Genomic DNA, 20030 nt, shown 5'->3' on the forward strand with positions numbered 1-20030 from the left:
TCAGAGCCTCTCGAGTTCGGTGATGCGGGTGGCGAGCGGGTCGAGCAGCTCCTCCGGGGCGTCGAGCGCTCGGAGGACCGCCGCCGACCGGGCCCGTGCGTCGAGCATCCCGCGCAACGCGTCGGCGAGCCCGCGGGAGGCGTCGTCGGTCGCTCCGAAGCGGACCAGGTAGGTCGACCAGGCTGCGAGCACGCCGAGCTGCGCGTGCCCGGGCGGGAGGTCGGCGGCGAGTCGTCGACGCAGCGGTTCGACGACGCGCACCGGCAGCTTGAACGACCCGTCGGCCGCGATCTGGGTGAGGACGTGGCGGATGCGCGGGTTGGCGAACCGCTGGCGCAGGGCGCCGAGCGCCTCGTCGATCTCGGCGGCGTCGAGGGGCAGGAGCGGGCGCGCCTCGTCCCAATGCAGCTCCAGCTCGTCCGCCAGCGGTCCGGCCGCGTCGGCGACCGTGTCGTATCCCAGCAGTCGGCCGCGGTACGCGAGCAGGGAGTGGCCGGCGTTGAGGAGCCAGAGCTTGCGCCGCTCGTACGGCTCGACGTCGTCGACGAACCGGGCGCCGGCCCGTTCCCACGGCGGCCTGCCGGCCGGGAAGTCGCCGCTGAGCACCCACTCGCTGAACGGCTCGGTGACCACGGGCACGGCGTCGGCGACACCGGTCAGCCCCTCAGCGACGGCACGGTCGTCGTGCGTCGTGCGCGGGGTGATCCGGTCCACCATCGTCGACACGAACGAGACGTTCCGCGCGACCCACTCGTCCAGGCTCGGGTCCACCAGCCGCGCGACACCTCGCACGACGCGCTCGGCCACCGACCCGTTCCCGGGCAGGTTGTCGCAGCTGACGACGGCGATCGGGCCGGCCCCGGCATCCCGGCGGGCGCGCAGACCGTCGACCACCCGCCCGGGTGCCGTGCGGGCGGCCTCCCCGGACACGAGTGCGGCGATGTCCGACCGGACGGACGGGTCGCTCGTGTCGAGGTCGCCGGATGCCGTCGCGTGGTACCCGGCCTCGGTGACGGTCAAGGTCAGGACCGACACCGCAGGGCTGCTCAGCACGGTCCGCCACGCCCGTTCGTCGGCACCGTCGTGCGCCGCCACGATGCTCTGCACGAGCGTCGCGGTGTCGCCCCCCGCTGCGCGTTCGATCACGGTGTAGACGCCGTCCTGGCCGGCGAGCGCCGTGGCCGCGGCCGCCGAGCGGCCGGTGAAGGCGGCGATCCCCCACGCGTCGTCGGCACGGTCCGTGTACCACGCCTGGTGCGCCCGGTGGAACGCGCCGAGCCCCAGGTGGGCCATGCGGACGGGTGGCCGCCTGGTCCGGTCAGGCACGGCGCTCCGCGACGCGCGCGTGCACTGCGCGCAGGTACGCGAGGTTGTCGCGGGTGCGCTCCTCCAGCGGCAGCTCGGTCGAGAAGTCCTCGAGCGTGATCCACCCGTCGTAGCCGTGCTCCGCGAGCGCCTCCAGGTACGCCTCGACATCTGCCTGCCCGCTGCGCAAGGGCGCCCAGTGCTCGGCCCAGGTCGTCGCGCCGTCGAACCCCTCGGTGCCCGTGACCGCCCACGCGACGTTCTTCACGTGGACGTGCGCCAGGTACGGGCCGAGCATCTGGAAGGCGGCGAGTGCGTCCTCCTGGCCCTCGATCACGAGGTTGCCGAGGTCGTGGATGACCCCCACGTGCTCGGGGTCGAGCCCGTCGACCAGCCGGATCGCGGCCGACGCGGAGGCCGTGATCGTGCGGTGGTGCAGCTCGACCAACGCCTTGACGCCGTACGCGTCGGCCCGTTCGGCGACCCACTCGAGGTCCTTGCGTGCGCCCGCGAACAGGTCGCGGTAGTCGCCCGTCCCGAGCGCCGGCATCGTGACCCGCACCTGTCCGGCGCGGAGCACCGCAGTGGCCGAGAGCATGCGCTCGACGTTGGCGTGGTCGTCGCACCGCGCATAGCCGCCGAGGCCGGACAGCTCGAGCCCGGCTTCCCGGGTCACCCGCGCGATCTCGGGCAGCAGGCCCTCCAGGCCCGTGAGCGGCCAGGTCGCCCGATTGCCGGCCCAGAACCCGGGTGGGTCTGCGGGCGCCTGGTCCGTGATCCGCCACTCGACGCCGTCCCAACCCTGAGCCGCGAGGATCCTCGCGGCCTCGGCCGGCTCCCACTGCGGAGTCGACGCCGTGAACACCGAGTACCTCATGCCAGGACTCCCCCGGTTGCGACCGGCTCGTCGTCGAGCGCGCCGGACAGCACGTCCGCGACGAGCACGGGCCGACCCAGCGTCGCCGACAGGTACACGGCTCGGACGACGGCGAGGTCGAGCAGGGCGTCGACCACGCGGACCCCGGGCTCCCGGCCGGTGCGGACGGCGTCGACGACGTCCTCGAGCTGCCGGGCGTGCCCGACCACCCACGAGTCGTCGGCCTTGGCCGCTCCGCGCAGGTCGCCCGCAGGCACCAGGTCCGCCGCCCGGTTCTCGGGGGACCCGCCGGACGACAGGAACTCGAGCTGGTCGTCGTCGATCGTCGCCGAGCCCGCGGACCCGTGCACCGCGATCCGCACGCTGAGCCCCGGGTAGGCCGCGGTCGTGGCGTGCAGGACGGCGAGCGCTCCCGACGCGAAGCGGATCGTCGCGACGGCCACGTCCTCCACCTCGACCCGCTCGTGCGCCAGACCGCCCGTGTGCGCGAACACCTCGACGGGCTCGCCGAGGAACCACACGAGGAGGTCGACGGTGTGCACTCCCTGGTTCATCAGGGCACCCCCTCCGTCGAGCGCCCACGTCCCGCGCCAGTCCCCGGAGTCGTAGTACTCCTGGCTGCGCCACCACGCCACGGACGCGACCGCGCTGGTGAGCCGGCCGAGACCGCCACCGTGCGCCGCGCGGGCCACCGCCACGGACGCGGGGTCGAACCGGTGCTGGCAGATCACCGAGACCACCTGCCCCGGGCGGACCGCGGCGGCGAGCGCGCGGCCGCGATCCATCGTGACGTCGACCGGCTTCTCGACGACCACGTGGACGCCCGCCTCGACCGCCTCCAGTGCCAGCTCCACGTGGGTGCCGCTCGGAGTGCAGAGGACGACGAGGTCGACGGAGCCAGCTGCGAGCGCCTCCGTGAGCGACGAGAACACCGCCGGCCGTGGTGCTCCCAGCTCCTCGACCACGAGATCCGCGAGTGCCGCGACCTGCTCGGGTACGGGGTCGACGAGGGCGGTGAGCAGCAGCCCCTCGGTGCGGTCGATCGCGCGCGCGTGGTTGCGCGCGATCACCCCGCACCCGACCAGTGCGACGTTGAGGCTGCTGGTGATGCCAGTGCTGGTCATGCGAGTCCGACTCCGATCTGTGCGGTGAGCGCCGAGAAGGCTCGGGCGGCACGCCCGAACTCCCGGGGGCCGGAGAAGCCGCCGAGAGCGTTCACGTCTGTGAGGTGGGGCTCGAGCGAGGCGAACCCGGTGTAGCCGTCGTCGCGCAGGGCCGTGAGGGTCTCGAGCAGCTCGCCGTCCCCCTCGCCCCCGGGGACGACGGTGCCGTCCGCGGCCAGTGCGTCCTTCACCTGCAGGTAGTCGAGGTAGGGACGCAGGATGGCGTAGCCGTCGGTGAACGGCCGCACCCCGACCTGCACGTAGTTGGCGTTGTCCCAGGCGACGCGGAGCCGCTCCGACCCGACGGACTCGACGATGTCGAGGACCCGCGAGGGGATGTCCCCGTAGATGTCCTTCTCGTTCTCGTGCACGAGCGTGACCTCGTGGTCCTCGGCGAGCGTCGCGAGCGCCGCCATCCGCACGAGCACGTCGTCGCGGATGTCCTCAGGCGTGCGCTCCGCCGAACGGTAGAACGAGAAGATGCGGACGAACGGCGCCCCGAGCGCGTGCGCGGCGCGCAGGGCCCGGCCGAGCCGCTCCACCTCGTGCTCGACCGGCAGGGTGACGTCGACCTTGCCGATCGGCGACGCGATCGCCGACACGGCCATCCCGCGGTCACGCACGTGCGCGGCGAGCCGTGAGAGCTGGTCGTCGGTCAGGTCCACCACGTTGGTGTCCCAGGCGCTGCGCACCTCGATGTGCGCGGCACCGAGCGCCTGCAGGACGCTGAGCTGCACCACGGGATCGGCGTCGATCTCGTCCCCGAACCCCGACAGCTTCCAGTCGGTCATCTACTTCACTCCTCCGGCGGTCAGGCCACCCACGAGGTAGCGCTGGAACACGAGGTACAGCACGACGACCGGGACCGCACAGATCAGCGACGCGGCCATCATCTGACCGTAGAGCGGCAGTGCCCCGGTCTCCTGCGTGGCTCCGAACACCTGCAGCGCGACCGCGGCCGTGCGGGTCTCGGGGTTGGTCATGACGGACGCGAACAGTACGTCGTTCCAGCCGAGCAGGAACGCGAAGATCGCCGAGACGACGATCCCCGGCCACGACAGCGGCACGATGATCCGGGTCAGCACCCGCCACGACGAGGCCCCGTCGATCCGGGCGGCCTCCTCCAGCTCGCGGGGAAGCCCGCGGACGTACGTGACCATCACCCACGTCGAGAACGGCAGGGCGAACGTCAGGTAGGTGAGGAACACGGCCCACCGGGTGCCGATGGTCGGGATGCCGAGCAGGGTCGACGCGCTGGCGAAGAGGACGAAGACCGGCAGCAGCATCAGCGTGCCGGGGATCGACTGCAGGCCCAGCAGCCCCCGGAGCACGGTGAGCCGACCCCGGAAGGCGTACCGCACGAGCACGTACGCCGCGGACACGGAGACCAGCGCGCAGACCACCGCGACCGCGCCGCAGATGATCAGGCTGTTGGCGAGCCCGCGCCCGAGCGCCACCGTCGACCAGACGTGGAGGTAGTTCGACGGGTGCCACTCGCGCGGCCAGATCTCGCCGGCTGCGACGCCGATGTCGGAGTTCAGCGACGCCAGGACCATGTACGCAACGGGTCCGAGGACGACCAGCAGCAGCGCCACGATGACCGTGACGAGCAGCGGCCGAGGAAGGAGTCGGGTGACGTCGTCGTCACGCCGGCGACCGCCGGTGAGGGAGGGCGGTCGGATGATCAGCGCGCTCATCGGCGAACACGGTCCTCTCCGGAGTCGAGCCGGACGGCCCGCAGATAAAGGAACAGCGGGACGACGACGAGTGCGAGCGACACGACGGCCATCGCGGCCGACAGCCCGAACCGGAAGCTCTGGAAGCTCGTGACGTAGGTGAGCACGGGCAGCACCTCGACGTCGTGCGGCGCGGGGACCCCGAACAGCACGTAGGGCAACGTGAACGCGTTGACGTTGTGCAGGAACGAGATCACCAGGGCGAGCAGGATCGAGCCGCGCAGGTAGGGCAGGACGACGTACCGGAGCTTGGTCCACCACAGCGCACCGTCGAGCGCGGACGCCTCGTGGACCTCCTTGTCCACGGACTGCAGGCCGGCCAGGACGAGCAGGTAGTAGAACGGCCACGAGCTCCAGGACTGCACGAGGACCAGCGACCAGAAGCTCGTCGGACCGTTGAGCCAGAGCCCGACGTCGATCCCGACGGAGCCGACGACGTGGTCGAGGAGCCCCTGCGGGTGCATCATCGTCCGCCACACGGTCGCGACGACGAACGCCGGCAGGATGTACGGCACGAGGAAGACGGACCGTACGACCGCCCTGCCGCGGAACGCGTTCTGCGTGGCCAGCGCCGCGGCTATGCCGATGGGCATGGTGATCAGCGAGACGAGGAGCGCCTGGCTGACGCTCAGCCTCACGGCGTGCAGGAGCGAGGTGTCGTTGATCGCCTCGACGTAGTTCTGCAGCCCGACGAACGGTGCCTTCAGCCAGTGCTGGATCGTGTACTGGTCGAGGTCGATCACCGAGATGTAGAACGCCAGCGCGAGCGGCACGAGGATGACGAAGAACATCAGGAAGCCGCTCGGGGCGAGCATCCAGAACGGTCGGCCGTGCTGGTTCGGCCCGTTCGGGGTGCGACGCCGGCGGCGCCGGCCACCCGCGGGAGCGTGTCCCGCGGGTGACCGGCCGTCCGTCGGGTCGGTGGTGGTCGACACCGGATCGGTCGTGGTCATCGGTTCGGGCTACTTGGCCTTGTCGAGCGAGGCCTGCGCGGTCGACTGGGCTGTCTGGAGCGCGGCCTTGAGGTCCGACTCGCTGACGCCCCCGGCCTGCAGGGCGGGCAGCGCCTGGACGACGACGTTGGTCAGGGCGAGCTGTGTGTCGCCCCAGGCTCCGCTGAACGGCGTCCCGATGGCACCGGCGGACGACTCGAGGACGGGCTTGAGCAGCTCGTCGCCGGTCTGGATCGCCGTTGCCGCCTCCTGGTTGGTGGGCAGGTCACCGAACGTCTTGTTGTAGGACGTCTGGTTCTCGGTGCTGGTCAACATGTTGATCAGCGCGAGCGCCAGGTCCTGGTTCTTGGAGTACTTCGCGACGACCATGTTGTCGCCCGAGATGATGCTCGTCGCCGGCTTGCCGTCCCCGGGGTTCGTGGTCATGCCCGGCGGGACGGTCGGCATCAGCGCGTAGGCGTACTTGCCCGCCACGGCCGACTTGTCGAGGGTGACGCGCGACGTGGCGGAGACCATCGGCACGAAGCCGGCCTTGCCGTCCGCGAACGCGGCGACGGCCTGGGCGTTCTTCCAGCCCAGCGCAGCCGGGTCGACCACCTTGTCCTTCGAGTACCAGTCGAAGTAGGTCTGGTAGGCGGTCTGCGTCGGGTCGACGTCGATCTGCGCCTTGCCGTCCTCGAGGTTGAGGATCGGGTTGCCCGCCTGGATCGACATGCCCCAGATGAACTTCCACGGGTCGAAGCCGTCGGCGTACCCGATGGCGAGGCCGTGCACGTCGCCGGTGGTCAGCTTCTTCGCATCGTCGGTGAGCTCGTCCCACGTGGTCGGCAGGTCCGTGATCCCGGCGGCCGCCAGGAGGTCCTTGTTGTAGGCCATGACGAACGGCCGGCTCGCGAACGGCACGGCGATCTCGTTCTTCTCGTCGGGACCGGAGATGCCGAGCGTCGACGGGACGAACTTGTCACGCCCACCGACCTGGGCCCACTCCGCGTCGCCGAGCGTCATGAACGCGCCGGTCGCGTACGCGGTCGGTGTGAACGTGGTGCCGAGGCTGTAGACGTCCGGGCCCTGGCCCGAGAGCACCGAGGTCTGGATCTTGGTGAGCTCGTCGTTCGCGGAGGCGAAGGTCTCGAACTCGACCGTCGCGCCCGTCTCGGCCTTGAACTTGTCGGACACCTCGCCGAACCAGGTCTTCTGCTGCTCGGGGTACAGGCCGTTCGCGGCGATCATCACGTGCACGGTCTTGCCGGTGCCGTCGATCTTGGCGGCGGTGGCGGACCCGGCGGGCGACGACGACGACGCGGGCGAGTCCGACCCCGAACAACCGGCGAGGGCGAGACCGACGACCGCGATGCCGGCGAGCGCGCCCATGGCGTTGCGTGCCTTCATCTGACTCTCCTTTGAGTGCGATGGCGGGGCATTCTGACGGGCGAGTACGCCCGGTCTGTCGGGTTGGCTGCCCCGGTTGCGGCGACTCTATGGACGCGGCAACAACGACTGCAATCGTTTGCCAATGTTTGCCATCTTTTCGCCGGATGTGGTTTGCTCGCCCCCATGAGACCCCGCGCCGACGACGGCGCAGCGCGCCCTGCGACCCTGGCGGACATCGCGGCAGCCACAGGCGTCGCCACCTCGACCGTCTCGCGCGCCCTCACCAACCCCGCGCGCGTGAACGCGGCCACCCGCGAGCGGATCCAGAAGGTCGCCGCGGACATGCACTACGTGCCCAGCGCACCGGCCCGCGCACTGACGTCCGGCAAGACCAAGACGGTCGCCGTCCTGGTCTCCGACGTGACCAACCCGTTCTACTTCGACATCATCCGCGGGACGCAGCAGCAGCTGAAGGCGGCCGGCTACACGCAGCTGCTCGTGGACACCGAGGAGAGCGACGAGCTCGAGGACGGCATGCTGCACCGGCTTCGGCGGTCGTACGACGGCGCGATCCTTGCGGCGTCGCGCCTCTCGGAGCGCCGGCTCGTCGCCCTGTCCGCCGAGATCCCGCTCGTCGCGATCAACCGCCAGACCCCGGGCGTGCCGACGGTCTTCATCGACACCCCGAGCGGCATCGAGCAGGCGCTCGAGCACCTCGTCTCGCTCGGCCACACCCGGATCGCCTACGCCGCCGGCCCGGAGACCTCCTGGCCCAACGAGGGCCGGTGGCGGGCTCTGCAGCGCGCGGCCAAGCGCCACGGCCTGACGCCCGGGCGCATCGGACCGTTCGCGCCGCGTCGGTCGGCGGGCGCCGCAGCCGCCGACGCCGCCGTGAACGCCGGGATCACCGCCTGCATCGCGTTCAACGACCTGCTCGCCATCGGGATGCTGCAACGGCTCCGCCAACGGGGCGTGTCCGTGCCCGGGGAGATCTCCATCGTCGGCTGTGACGACATCTTCGGCGCGGACTTCTGCAACCCGCCGTTGACCACGCTCACGGCTCCCATCGAGCAGGCGGGACGGACCGCCGTGTCCATCCTCCTCGCACGGTTCGACGACCCGGCAGCGCCGGTCCCACGCCGCGGCGCGACCCTCCCGACGCATCTGACCATCCGCTCCTCGACCGGCCCGAGGGCCGGGAACGGCAGAAACCCATGACGCTGCTGCAGCCGCACCCCGACCGCCTCTTCCCGTCGGAGCCGGGCCAGCGCGACATCGCACGTCGCCTCTACGCCGAGGTCGCCCACGCGGCGATCTACTCGCCGCACGGGCACGTCGACGCGCGCCTCCTGCTCGACGACGAACCCTTCGGTGACCCCGCCGAGCTGCTCGTCACGCCGGACCACTACGTCCTGCGCCTCCTGCACGCCGCCGGAGTGCCCCTCGACGACCTGGGGCTGAGCAGGGACGGAGCCGCACGGACGAGCAGCGGACGGGCGGTCTGGCGGCGCCTGGCCGAGCACTGGGACCTGTTCCTCGGCACCCCGGTCCGGTTCTGGTTCGAGTCCGAGCTGCACGACGTCTTCGGTCTGACCGAGCACCCGTCGGCCGCGAACGCCGACGCCCAGTACGACCAGCTCGTCGACGCGCTCGCCCGGGACGCGTTCCGTCCGCGCGCGTTGTTCGAGCGGTTCGGCATCGAGGTCCTGGCCACCACCGACGACCCCGCCGACGACCTCTCGGCACACCTGGCGCTGCGCGCGGACCCGAGGTTCCGTGGCCGGGTGCTACCGACGTTCCGTGCGGATCGCTACATGGACCCGTCGGCCGCGACCTGGGCGGACTCGCTCGACCGGCTCGCCGGAGCGGCGGACGTCGACACGACCAGCTACGCCGGCCTGCTCGCGGCACTCCGGGTCCGCCGCGCTGCCTTCGCGGCCGCCGGCGCGACCGCCACGGACACCGGGGTGCTCGACGCGGGCAGCACGCCGCTCGCCGCTCCGGACGCAGAGCGCATCCACGCGGATGCGCTGCGCGGCATGGTCACCTCCGAGGACGCCGTCGCCTACCGCCGGAACATGCTCTTCCGGCTGGCCGAGATGTCGGCGCAGGACGGCCTGGTCATGCAGCTGCACCCCGGCGTGATCCGCAACCACCACGCCCCGACGCTCTCCGCGTTCGGTCCGGACACCGGTCACGACCTGCCCGACACCGGGGCGTTCACCCGTCCGCTCACGCCGATCCTGGACGCGTTCGGGACCGACCCGACGTTCCGGCTCGTGCTCTTCACCGTCGACGAGACCACCTTCAGCCGCGAGATCGCACCGCTGGCCGGTTTCTACCCGAGCGTCTACGCGGGCGCACCGTGGTGGTTCCTCGACTCTCCCGCGGCGATCTGGCGCTACCGGCAGGCCGTCACCGACAGCGCCGGGTTCACGAAGACCTCCGGGTTCATCGACGACACCCGTGCGTACTGCTCGATCCCTGCGCGCCACGACATGTCCCGCCGGGTCGATGCCGCCTACCTCGCCTCGCTGGTCGCGACCCACCAGATCACGGAGGACGACGCCCTCGCCGTGGCTCGCAGGCTCGTCGACGAGATCCCGCGCACCACCTTCCGGCTCGGCTGACCGCTCAAGCGGCACCGCAGGACGCCCGATACACGGTCATGACCGTCCTCCACGCACCGGCGGGCGCGCGACGGGCGACGCTGCTCACGCTCGGCGCCGTCGGCGTCGTCGTCCTCGTCCTGGCGTCCGTCCTGTGCGGATGGCAGGACGCGCTCTCCTCGAACGCCTGGGGCTGGCCGGCACTGACGCCCGGGGCGGTCCTCGGCGTCGGCGCACGCTGGGCGGTCTCGGTGACGCTGTGGTGCGCCGTCTGCTGGGTCGCCGTGGTGTCGAGCCGCCCGGCCGTGCGCCGCTGGATCGTCGCGGTCGCGGCCGGCGTCGTGGTCGGCTGGACCGCGGTGGGCGCCCGCTCCGCGTTCGCCACGATCGACACCGTCACCTGGTGGTGGTTGCCCTCCTGGCCGGGGCCGGTCGCGCCGACCTACGTGGCCCCGGCGAACGGTGCCAACCCGCTCGAGGTCGTCCCCGACGTCACCGTCGTCGGCCCGGGCGTGCTCATGCCGCTCGTACTGCTCGCCGCCGTCGTCGCGACGTGCCTCGCCGCCGGCCGCCAGCCCCGCTGGCCCGTCCGGGCTCGCTCGTCGATGCAGGGTTGGGCCGTGGCAAGCCTCGCCCTGGGCATCCCGGCGCTCGCCATCGGTGCCGTCAGCCTGTATCCGGCGGCCTCGCCCGGCGACGGCACCTCCCTGCACGACGGCATCGTCTTCGCCCTCGCGGACCCGGGCGTCTCACTGCTCGTCGCGATGGTGACCGTGACGCTGCTGGTCGGCCGCACGCCCGGCGGAACGCTCGTCTCCGTGGCCGTCGGGCTCTGCGCGACGGTCCCGCGCGCCTGGGGCTGGTCCCAGGGTGGCTCCGACACGCTGCTGGGGACAGCCGCGATCGGCGCTGTCGCGATCGCGGTCGCGGGCTGCATCGGACCGGCGGCGGCCGCCCTCACCCGCCTCGAGAAGGGCAGGGCGGGCGAGGCGGACGACTACCGGGTGTCGGCCTCAGTCCCCGAAGGGACCGACGCGGACGACCGAGCGTGGGCGTGACGCCAGGTCCGCCGCGAGGTCCTGCACGTCCTGCACCGTGACAGCGCGGATCGCCTCGAGCGACTCGTCGATGCTCATCAGCGACCCGTGGACCAGCTCGGACTTGCCGAGGCGGCTCATGCGCGACCCGGAGTCCTCCATGCCGAGCACCAGCCCGCCGGACAGCTGACCCATGGACCGCTCGAGCTCGGCCTGGGTGATGGGCGTCTGCGCGATCCGCTCCCACTCCTCGGCCATGAGCGTGACGACCTCGTCGACCCGCGCGGGCGTGCAGCCCGCGTAGAGGCCGAAGACGCCGGTGTCGGCGTGCCCCGACGCGAACGAGTACGTCGAGTAGGCCAGCCCGCGCCGCTCGCGGATCTCCTGGAAGAGTCGCGACGACATCCCGCCACCGAGGACCGCGTTGAGCACCGAGAGCGTGAACCGACGCGGGTCGGTGGCCGTCAGCGACGTGCTGCCGATGATGACGTTGGCCTGCTCGGTGGGGCGCCGGATGGTGCGTTCGACACCGCCGGCGGGGATCCCGAGTTCACCGGCCCCCAACCCCGTGCTGGACAGCCGTCGACCACGCGGCTCGGCACTCTCGTCGAGGGACCAGCCGCCCGTGTGCAGAGCCTCGGTGACCTGCTTGCACAGCAGGTCGTGGTCCACGCCACCCGCGGCCGTGACGACGAGCGTCGAGGACTGGTAGTGCTCCCGGTAGTGCTCCCACACAGCGTCGCGCGGAACCGCGCGGATGGTGTCCGGGGTGCCGCCGATCGGCCGACCCAGCGCGTGCTCGCCGAGCACCACGGCAGCGAACTGCTCGTGCACGACGTCGCTCGGGTCGTCGTCGTTCATCGCGAGCTCTTCGAGGATCACGCCGCGCTCGGTCTCGAGCTCGTCGGTGTCGAGGCGCGCGGAGGTGACCATGTCCGCGATGACGTCGACCGCCATCGGGAGATCGGTGTCGAGCACCCGGGCGTAGTAGCAGGTGTGCTCCTTGCCGGTGGCGGCGTTGGCCTCGCCACCGACCGCGTCGAACGCCTCGGCGATGTCCATCGCCGTGCGCCGCGCGGTGCCCTTGAACAGCAGGTGCTCGAGGAAGTGTGTCGAACCGTGGTGGCCGTCGGACTCGTCGCGCGAGCCGACGCCTACCCAGGCGCCCACGGTCGCCGAGCGCAGGCCCGGCATGTGCTCCGTGAGCACGCGGACCCCGCCGGGCAGGACGGAACGACGCACGATGGCGTCGCCGTCCTGCCCGACGGTCTGCTCACTGCCCGGCTGACCCGGGCGGACGAGCGGGAGGTCCAGAGGCACGTCAGGCGTCGACCGGCTCGGCAGCAGCCTCGGCGGCCGCCTCGTCTTCGACGACAGCGTGCAGCGACAGCTTGCCGCGCGGGTCGATCTCGCCGATCTCGACCTGGACCTTCTGCCCGATGGACAGGACGTCCTCGACGTTCTCGACGCGCTTTCCACCGACGAGGCGGCGGATCTGCGAGATGTGCAGCAGACCGTCCTTGCCCGGCGAGAGCGAGACGAACGCACCGAACGTGGTGGTCTTGACGACCGTGCCGACGAAGCGCTCACCGATCTCGGGCATGTGCGGGTTGGCGATCGCGTTGATCGCCGCACGCGCGGCCTCCGCCGACGGGCCGTCGGTGGCGCCGATGTAGACCGTGCCGTCGTCCTCGATCGAGATGTCGGCGCCGGTCTCCTCCTGGATCTGGTTGATCATCTTGCCCTTCGGCCCGATGACCTCGCCGATCTTGTCGACGGGGACCTTCACCGTGATGACGCGGGGAGCGAACGGGCTCATCTCGTCGGGCACGTCGATCGCCTCGGCGATGACGTCGAGGATCGCCAGGCGAGCCTCCTTGGCCTGGGTCAGCGCGCCGCCGAGCACCGAGGCGGGGATGCCGTCGAGCTTGGTGTCGAGCTGGATCGCCGTGACGAACTCGCGGGTACCGGCGACCTTGAAGTCCATGTCGCCGAACGCGTCCTCGGCGCCGAGGATGTCCGTGAGCGCCGCGTAGCGGGTCTCACCGTTCACCGTGTCGGACACGAGGCCCATGGCGATGCCGGCGACCGGCGCGCGCAGGGGCACACCGGCGTTGAGCAGCGACAGGGTGGACGCGCAGACCGAGCCCATCGACGTGGAGCCGTTGGAGCTCAGCGCCTCGGAGACCTGGCGGATGGCGTAGGGGAACTCCTCGCGGCTCGGGAGCACCGGCATGAGCGCGCGCTCGGCGAGCGCCCCGTGGCCGATCTCGCGACGCTTGGGCGAGCCCACGCGACCCGTCTCGCCCGTCGAGTAGGGCGGGAAGTTGTAGTTGTGCATGTAGCGCTTGCGCGTCTCCGGGGAGAGCGTGTCGAGCTGCTGCTCCATGCGCAGCATGTTCAGCGTGGTGACGCCCAGGATCTGGGTCTCGCCGCGCTCGAAGATCGCGGAGCCGTGCACGCGGGGCAGGACCTCGACCTCGGCCGACAGCGTGCGGATGTCCCGCAGGCCACGGCCGTCGATGCGGAAGCCGTCCGTGAGGATGCGCTGGCGGATGAGCTTCTTCTGGACCGAGCGGTACGCGGCCGACAGCTCCTTCTCGCGGCCCTCGAACTGCTCGGACAGGCCCGAGACGACCTCGCCCTTGATCTCGTCGAGACGGTTCTCGCGGGTCTGCTTGTCCGCGATGCTCAGGGCCTCGCTCAGCGACGCGGTCGAGGCGGCCTCGACGGCGGCGTAGGCGTCGTCCTGGTAGTCGGGGAACGTCGGGAAGACCTGGGTCTCCTTGGCGGCCTTGGCCGCGAGCTCCTGCTGCGCCTGGACGAGGGCCTTGATGAACGGCTTGGCGGCCTCGAGGCCCTGCGCGACGATCTCCTCCGTGGGGGCGACGCCACCCTCGAACTTGATGAGGTTCCAGGACTTCTCGGGGGCCTCGGCCTCGATCATGGCGATCGCGACGTCGTCGCCGACCACGCGACCCGCGACGACCATGTCGAACGTCGCGCGCTCACGCTCGGAGTAGCGCGGGAACGCCACCCACTGGCCGTCGACGAGCGCGATGCGCACGCCGCCGACGGGGCCGGAGAACGGCAGGCCCGACAGCTGGGTGGAGATGGACGCGGCGTTGATGGCCAGCGTGTCGTACGCGTCGTCCGGGTGGATCGACAGCACGGTGATGACGACCTGGACCTCGTTGCGCAGGCCCTTGACGAACAGGGGGCGCAGCGGGCGGTCGATGAGCCGGCACGCGAGGATGGCCTCGGTGGACGGACGGCCCTCGCGACGGAAGAACGAGCCGGGGATCTTGCCGGCCGCGTACGACCGCTCCTCGACGTCGATCGTCAGCGGGAAGAAGTCGAACTGGTCCTTCGGGTGCTTGCCGGCCGTGGTGGCGGCGAGCAGCGTGGTCTCACCGTCGAGGTAGGCGACGGCGGAGCCGGCGGCCTGCTTGGCGATGCGGCCGGTCTCGAAGCGGACGGTGCGGGTGCCGAAGCGACCGTTGTCGATCACGGCTTCGGCGAACTGGATCTCGGGACCCTCCATGGGTGCCCTCCTCTTTCGTGAAGGCGCCGGCCGTCCGCGAGCGATCTTCGATCGAGGCCACCGGAGTCTCCTTCGAGCTTCCGGAAGCCACTACCGAGGACCGGACCGAGCGGACCGACGCGGTGGGTGGTGCTGTGTCTAGCGACTGCGCGTAACACCACACCAGCCCGGACCCTGTTCCGGGTCCGGGCTGGTGGAAGGCGTTATCGGCGCAGGCCGAGCCGCTCGATGATGCTGCGGTAGCGGTTGATGTCGACCTTCTGGAGGTAACCGAGAAGGCGGCGACGCTGACCGACGAGCAGCAGCAGACCGCGGCGGCTGTGGTGGTCGTGCTTGTGGGTCTTGAGGTGCTCCGTGAGGTCCTTGATGCGCTGCGTCAGCATCGCGATCTGAACCTCGGGGGAACCGGTGTCACCCTCGTGGGTGGCGTACTCGGTCATGATGGACTGCTTGACGGCACTTTCGAGCGGCACTCGATCTCCTGGTTGACTCGTTGCGCGGTGCGCCGGGGCATGTCCACCCGGGCTCTCTCGTTCCGCGGCCGTTCAGACGGCAGCGACCATCGTACCAGGGGCGGTCGGTCAGTTCGGACACGCCCGGTCTGCCCGCCAGTTGGGTCAGGCGCCGCACCGCTCGCGCAGCCATCCGATGAGCAGGGCCTTCTCAGCCACCTGGACGCGGCTCCGCAGCGCCTCCACGTCGTCGCCCGGCAGGACCGGCACGGTGACCTGCGCCAGCACGGGGCCCTCGTCGTACTCCGCGGTGACGACGTGCACCGAGGCACCGCTGACGGGTGCCCCGTCGGCCAGGACCGCAGCGTGCACCCGGTCCCCGTACATGCCGACGCCACCGTAGGCGGGCAGCAGTGCCGGGTGGGTGTTCACGATCCGGCCCTCGTAGCGCTCCAGCACCTGTGGGCCCAGCAGCTTCATGTACCCGGCGAGCACGACGAGCTCTGCACCGGACGCGCTCAGCGCCTCGACCATCGCGCCGTCCAGAGCACCGGGGTCCGGGTGGGTGACGCCACTGAGGTGCACGGTCGGCACGCCCCGCTCGCGTGCGTGGACGAGCACCGCGGCCGCACTGTTGTTGCCGATGACGACGCAGACGTCCGCGTCGATCGTGGTCGCGGTGGCGTCGATGATCTCCGCCGCCGTGGTGCCGGTACCGGAGCCGAGCAGGGCGATGCGGGTGCGCGACACGCCGACCAGGATATCCGGGGCTACCGGAGGGTCGGTGTGCGGCACGTCAGCCGGCGTCGAGGATCTCGCGGGTGCGTGCGACGTCGTCGTTCATCCGGATGATCAGGTCGTCGATGGAGTCGAACCGCAGCGTCGGTCGGAGCCGTTCGACCAGCTCGAGGACGACCACCTGGTCGTAGAGGTCCAGGTCGGTGCGGTCGAGCACGTACGCCTCGACGCGCCGCTCGGACCCGTCGAAGGTGGGGTTGGTGCCGATGGAGATGGCCGCGGGCAGGACCTCCTCGACGCCCGACGCCCTGCGCAGCCAGCCCGCGTACACGCCGTCAGCGGGCACGAGGCCCGTCGCGTCGGGTCCGAGGTTCGCCGTCGGGAAGCCCAGGTCTCGGCCACGGGCGTCGCCGTGGACGACCGTTCCGCGGATCCGGTGCGGGCGGCCCAGCACGCGGGCGGCCTGCACCACGTCCCCGGCGTCGAGGAGCTCGCGCACCCAGGTCGACGACCAGCGACGACGCAGCGGGTCGGCGACGCGGTCCTCCGCACTGCCCGGGTCAGCCGACTCGGCCGGTGTGACGTCCTCGATGACCTCGACGTCGAACCCGTACGTCGCGCCGAGCTCCACCATCGTCGACAGGTCCCCCGAGTTGTTCCAGCCGAACCGCACGTCCCGGCCGACGACGACGGTCCGCGCCCGCAGACCGTCCACGAGGTAGCGGCGGACGAACTCGTCGGGCGTCTGCCGGGCGAACTCGAGCGTGTAGGTGAGCATCAGGACCGCGTCCAGGCCGGTGCGCTCGAGCAGCTCGAGCCGGTCGTCGTCGCCCGTGATGACCGGCGGTGCGGTGTCCGGGCGGTGCACCTGCTGCGGGTGCGGCGTGAACGTCACGGCCACGGCCTGCGCGTCGACGGCGCGGGCGTCGGCGCACATCCGCGTCAGCACGCTCGCGTGCCCGCGGTGGACGCCGTCGAAGTTGCCGATCGTGACGACCGAGGGCCCGAACCCGTCGGGGACCGCGGCCAGCTCCCGCCAGATCTGCACACGTGCTCCTTGCCGAGGCGTCGGGAGCCCGGTCGGACGCCCGACGGACAAGCCTGCCATCCTCTGCGGGCCGCGCGCGCCAGCGGCCCCGAAACTGGTCCGGCGGCTCGGTCGCGTGCGGATCAGGCGGGCGCGAAGACCAGCACCGGACGCACGGCACCGTCGCGGGTCTCGACCAGCGCGACGAGCCTGCCGTCCGGGGCGATGGCGGCCGTGGTCCCGGCCGACGGCTGGTCCGCGGCCGAGAGCCGCTGGCCGTAGGACAGGGCAACCGACTCCTCCGACGTGAGCTCGCGGACCGGGAAGGTCGCTCGGGCCGAGTCGGCGAGCGAGACGACGTCGATCGGCACGTCCTGCGCGACCAGCGCGAGCTCGTCCAGCGTTCGAGCGACGTCGAGGCCGTACCCGCCGACGCGCGTGCGCCGCAACGCCGTCAGGTGACCGCCGACGCCGAGAGCCGCGCCGAGGTCACGAGCGAGCGCACGCACGTAGGTCCCCGAGGAGACGACGACCACGACGTCCACGTCCAGCACGCCGTCGCCGGGCCTGACGGCCACCACGTCGAACCGCGAGACCGTCACGGGCCGCGACGCGAGCTCGACGTCCTCGCCGGCCCGCACCCGGGCGTAGGCCCGCTGGCCGTCGACCTTGATCGCCGACACGGCACTCGGGACCTGCTGGATGGCGCCGGTCAGCCGGCTGATCCCGCGATCCAGCGCCTCGCGCGTGACGCCCGAGGCGTCGACGACCGTGAGCGTCTCGCCCTCGGCGTCGTCGGTCGTGGTGCTGGCCCCCAGCCGGATCGTCGCCGTGTACTCCTTGTCCGCGCCGACGATGTACGTCAGGAGCCGGGTCGCCCGGCCGATCCCGATCACGAGCACGCCTGTCGCCATCGGGTCCAGCGTGCCGGCGTGACCGACCTTGCGGGTGCCCGCCAGCCAGCGCATCTTCGCCACCACGTCGTGGCTCGTCCAGCCTGCAGGCTTGTCGACGACGACGACACCGTCCGCCGCGGTCGGTCGCCGGGCAGAACCGTCCTTCGGCGTCATGCGGTGCGGCGCTGCTCGTCGATGTTCATCACGACACACTCGACCAGCGCGTCCATCCCGGCATCCTCCCCAGGGTGCGCGGGGGCGTCGACGGCGAGCAGGACGTTGATGAGCATGCCCGAGGCGACGAACATGCGGGCGTCGTCGTCGGACGCCCCCGTGCGGTCTCGGAAGAGCCGGAACGCCTCGCCGAGGGTGTGCCGGGCGATCTTGCCCACCTCGTCGTCCGTGCCCGCGAGGAAGCCGTGCATCGTCAGCCGCAGCAGGTCGCGGTCGTCGAGGAGCGCGACATACGCCTGCCCCATCCGGGCGCCCGCGTCGGGGCCGGGCTCGACGGAGCCGAGCGCCGCCTCGATCTCTGCCCCCGCCTGTCGGTAGGCCGCCAGGAACAGCTCGCGCTTGGAGCCGAAGAGCCGCACGACATAGGGCTGGGAGACGCCGGCCGCACGGGCCACCTCGTCGGTCGTCGCCGCGAATCCCTTGTCGGCGAACACACGTCGCGCGGCGGCGAGGATCTGGTCGCGGCGGGCGGCGCCGGTCATCCGCGACGACGTCGTCGCTGGAACCTGCTCATCGATCTGCTCGGACATGTTGACATGTTATCAGTCGATGCCTAACGTCGTCGTTGGTAGTAATCAATCAATGCCAACAAGACACCTGTCCACCAGAACTGCCCCAAGGAGCCACTCGTGACCCTCACGACACCAGCCGAGTCTCTGGCGCGGACCCCGGTCGGACCGCGCCCGACGCTCCGCCGGCGAGGCACGGCGATCGCCCTCGTCGCCGCCTCGGTCCCCATGTTCATGGCGACCCTGGACAACCTCGTCATGACCACCGCGCTCCCCGTCCTGAGGACCGAGCTCAACGCCTCGATCGAGCAGCTCCAGTGGATGATCAACGCGTACACGCTCAGCTTCGCGACGCTCATGATCGCCGCCGCAACGCTCGGTGACCGGCTCGGCCGACGTCGCGTGTTCATCGCCGGCATCGCGGTCTTCGGCGGTGCATCCATCCTGTCCGCCCTGTCCACCAGCCCCGAGATGCTCATCGGGGCGCGGGCCCTGCAGGGCGCCGGCGCGGCCGCGATCATGCCGCTGTCGCTCGCGCTCCTCGCCGGTGCCGTGCCGGCGAGCAAGCGCGCCATGGCGATCGGCGTCTGGGGCGGCGTCTCGGGTCTGGGCGTGGCGCTCGGCCCCGTGATCGGGGGCGCCGTCGTCGGCGGCATCTCGTGGGAGGCGATCTTCTGGATCAACGTCCCGGTCGCGCTCGTCGCCATCCCGCTGGTCCTGTGGGCGCTGCCCGAGTCGCACGGCCGCCGGCAGCCCATCGACCTCGTCGGCCTGGCGCTCGCCGGCACGTCCGTCCTGTTGATCGTCTGGTCGATCATCCGTGGCAACGACGACGGCTGGGGCTCCACGCGGGTCGTCGGCGGCCTGCTGGTCGGCGTCGCCCTCCTGCTTGCCTTCGTGGCCTGGGAGTCCCGCACCGACCACCCGCTCGTGCCCCTGCGCCTGTTCCGCGAGCGGTCGTTCTCCGTGGCCAACGTCAGCGCGCTGGCGTTCTCGTTCGGCGTGTTCGGTCTCGTCTTCCTGCTGGCCCAGTACCTGCAGATCGGGATGGGCTTCACTCCCCTGCAGGCCGGCGTCCGCACCCTGCCGTGGACCGCGGCGCCGATGATCTTCGCGCCCATCGCGGGCATCCTCGCTCCCCGCGTCGGCGTACGACCGCTGCTGTTCACCGGCCTCCTCCTGCAGGCCGCTGGTCTGGCGTGGCAGGGACTCCTCGTCACGAGCGACAGCCTGACGTACGTCGACCTCGTGCCCGGACTGGCGCTCGCGGGCATCGGGATGGGTCTGACCTTCGCCCCCAGCGCGACCGCGGTGCTCGCCGACATGGCCCCGGACGACCACGGGACCGCGAGCTCGGTCAACGCGACGATCCGGGAGATCGGCGGAGCGCTCGGCGTGGCGGCACTCGTCGCCGTGTTCACCGCCTCCGACGGCACCCTGACGCCGGGCGGGTACGCGGCCGGCCTGCAACCCGCGGCCTACGTCGCCGCGGTCGTCGTCGCACTCGGTGCGCTGGTCGTCCTGCTCTGGATGCCGAAGAACACCGGCAAGACGCTCCCCTGAAAACCAGCAACGTCCG

Annotated in this window: 18 protein-coding genes; 4 read left to right on the forward strand and 14 right to left on the reverse strand. The window is 71.5% G+C overall.

What is annotated here, in order from left to right; genetic code table 11:
• The 7 genes from I847_RS23485 to I847_RS0112140 are packed head-to-tail and all read right to left on the reverse strand — an operon-like array spanning nucleotide 1 to nucleotide 7423.
• A complete protein-coding gene (locus I847_RS23485; RefSeq protein WP_034610082.1) occupies nucleotides 1-1326 on the reverse strand; it encodes a mannitol dehydrogenase family protein in 1326 nt (441 codons plus the stop codon).
• On the reverse strand, nucleotides 1319-2182 hold the full coding sequence (locus I847_RS0112115; protein ID WP_028049898.1) for a sugar phosphate isomerase/epimerase: 864 nt from the start codon (nucleotides 2180-2182) through the stop codon (nucleotides 1319-1321). The genes I847_RS23485 and I847_RS0112115 overlap by 8 nt, the downstream gene beginning before the upstream one ends.
• Nucleotides 2179-3306 (reverse strand): Gfo/Idh/MocA family protein, encoded by a 1128-nt coding sequence (locus tag I847_RS0112120; RefSeq protein WP_028049899.1) that lies wholly within the window; start codon nucleotides 3304-3306, stop codon nucleotides 2179-2181. The genes I847_RS0112115 and I847_RS0112120 overlap by 4 nt, the downstream gene beginning before the upstream one ends.
• A complete protein-coding gene (locus tag I847_RS0112125) occupies nucleotides 3303-4136 on the reverse strand; it encodes a sugar phosphate isomerase/epimerase (protein WP_028049900.1) in 834 nt (277 codons plus the stop codon). The genes I847_RS0112120 and I847_RS0112125 overlap by 4 nt, the downstream gene beginning before the upstream one ends.
• Nucleotides 4137-5042, reverse strand: coding sequence for a carbohydrate ABC transporter permease (locus I847_RS0112130; RefSeq protein WP_034610084.1), 906 nt, complete (start codon nucleotides 5040-5042; stop codon nucleotides 4137-4139).
• The gene (locus I847_RS0112135; protein ID WP_034610086.1) at nucleotides 5039-6034 is read right to left on the reverse strand and encodes a carbohydrate ABC transporter permease; all 996 of its coding nucleotides are present in this window, start codon (nucleotides 6032-6034) and stop codon (nucleotides 5039-5041) included. The genes I847_RS0112130 and I847_RS0112135 overlap by 4 nt, the downstream gene beginning before the upstream one ends.
• A gap of 9 nt (nucleotides 6035-6043) precedes the next feature.
• A complete protein-coding gene (locus tag I847_RS0112140) occupies nucleotides 6044-7423 on the reverse strand; it encodes an ABC transporter substrate-binding protein (protein WP_028049903.1) in 1380 nt (459 codons plus the stop codon).
• Nucleotides 7424-7588: 165 nt separating this feature from the next.
• On the opposite strand from I847_RS0112140, the gene I847_RS0112145 reads away from it, so the two are divergent.
• Genes I847_RS0112145 through I847_RS0112155 form a run of 3 tightly spaced genes read left to right on the forward strand, consistent with a single transcriptional unit; the run spans nucleotide 7589 to nucleotide 11072 of the window.
• On the forward strand, nucleotides 7589-8623 hold the full coding sequence (locus I847_RS0112145) for a LacI family DNA-binding transcriptional regulator (RefSeq protein ID WP_028049904.1): 1035 nt from the start codon (nucleotides 7589-7591) through the stop codon (nucleotides 8621-8623).
• Complete coding sequence (gene uxaC, locus I847_RS0112150) at nucleotides 8620-10035, forward strand: glucuronate isomerase (RefSeq protein WP_028049905.1); 1416 nt, start codon at nucleotides 8620-8622, stop codon at nucleotides 10033-10035. The genes I847_RS0112145 and uxaC overlap by 4 nt, the downstream gene beginning before the upstream one ends.
• A gap of 38 nt (nucleotides 10036-10073) precedes the next feature.
• Nucleotides 10074-11072: a hypothetical protein gene (locus I847_RS0112155; protein ID WP_028049906.1), complete on the forward strand. Its 999-nt coding sequence runs from the start codon at nucleotides 10074-10076 to the stop codon at nucleotides 11070-11072.
• On the opposite strand, the gene I847_RS0112160 is transcribed toward I847_RS0112155, so the two are convergent.
• The 7 genes from I847_RS0112160 to I847_RS0112190 all read right to left on the reverse strand — a co-directional run bounded on the left by I847_RS0112160 (nucleotide 11028) and on the right by I847_RS0112190 (nucleotide 18472).
• A complete protein-coding gene (locus I847_RS0112160; RefSeq protein ID WP_028049907.1) occupies nucleotides 11028-12371 on the reverse strand; it encodes a pitrilysin family protein in 1344 nt (447 codons plus the stop codon). The two genes, I847_RS0112155 and I847_RS0112160, sit on opposite strands and share 45 nt — an antisense overlap.
• Nucleotide 12372: 1 nt before the next feature.
• Nucleotides 12373-14595 carry a polyribonucleotide nucleotidyltransferase gene (locus I847_RS0112165; RefSeq protein WP_028049908.1) on the reverse strand — a complete coding sequence of 741 codons (2223 nt, stop codon included), beginning with the start codon at nucleotides 14593-14595 and terminating at the stop codon, nucleotides 12373-12375.
• 203 nt (nucleotides 14596-14798) lie between these two features.
• Complete coding sequence (gene rpsO / locus I847_RS0112170; protein ID WP_028049909.1) at nucleotides 14799-15068, reverse strand: 30S ribosomal protein S15; 270 nt, start codon at nucleotides 15066-15068, stop codon at nucleotides 14799-14801.
• Between the two features lie 144 nt (nucleotides 15069-15212).
• Nucleotides 15213-15797: a phosphoribosylglycinamide formyltransferase gene (gene purN, locus I847_RS0112175; protein WP_034610137.1), complete on the reverse strand. Its 585-nt coding sequence runs from the start codon at nucleotides 15795-15797 to the stop codon at nucleotides 15213-15215.
• A gap of 46 nt (nucleotides 15798-15843) precedes the next feature.
• Nucleotides 15844-16833: a bifunctional riboflavin kinase/FAD synthetase gene (locus I847_RS0112180; protein WP_028049911.1), complete on the reverse strand. Its 990-nt coding sequence runs from the start codon at nucleotides 16831-16833 to the stop codon at nucleotides 15844-15846.
• 122 nt (nucleotides 16834-16955) lie between these two features.
• Nucleotides 16956-17882 (reverse strand): tRNA pseudouridine(55) synthase TruB, encoded by a 927-nt coding sequence (gene truB / locus I847_RS0112185; RefSeq protein WP_028049912.1) that lies wholly within the window; start codon nucleotides 17880-17882, stop codon nucleotides 16956-16958.
• Entirely contained in the window at nucleotides 17879-18472 is a 594-nt protein-coding gene (locus tag I847_RS0112190) for a TetR/AcrR family transcriptional regulator (protein WP_231384205.1), read from the reverse strand. Before I847_RS0112190 ends, truB begins: the two co-directional genes overlap by 4 nt.
• 99 nt (nucleotides 18473-18571) lie before the next feature.
• On the opposite strand from I847_RS0112190, the gene I847_RS23490 reads away from it, so the two are divergent.
• Nucleotides 18572-20014, forward strand: coding sequence for an MFS transporter (locus I847_RS23490; RefSeq protein WP_081680837.1), 1443 nt, complete (start codon nucleotides 18572-18574; stop codon nucleotides 20012-20014).
• Nucleotides 20015-20030 lie beyond the last annotated feature (16 nt).

The organism is Cellulomonas sp. URHD0024 (genome assembly GCF_000426185.1).
Classification (GTDB): Bacteria; Actinomycetota; Actinomycetes; order Actinomycetales; family Cellulomonadaceae; genus Cellulomonas.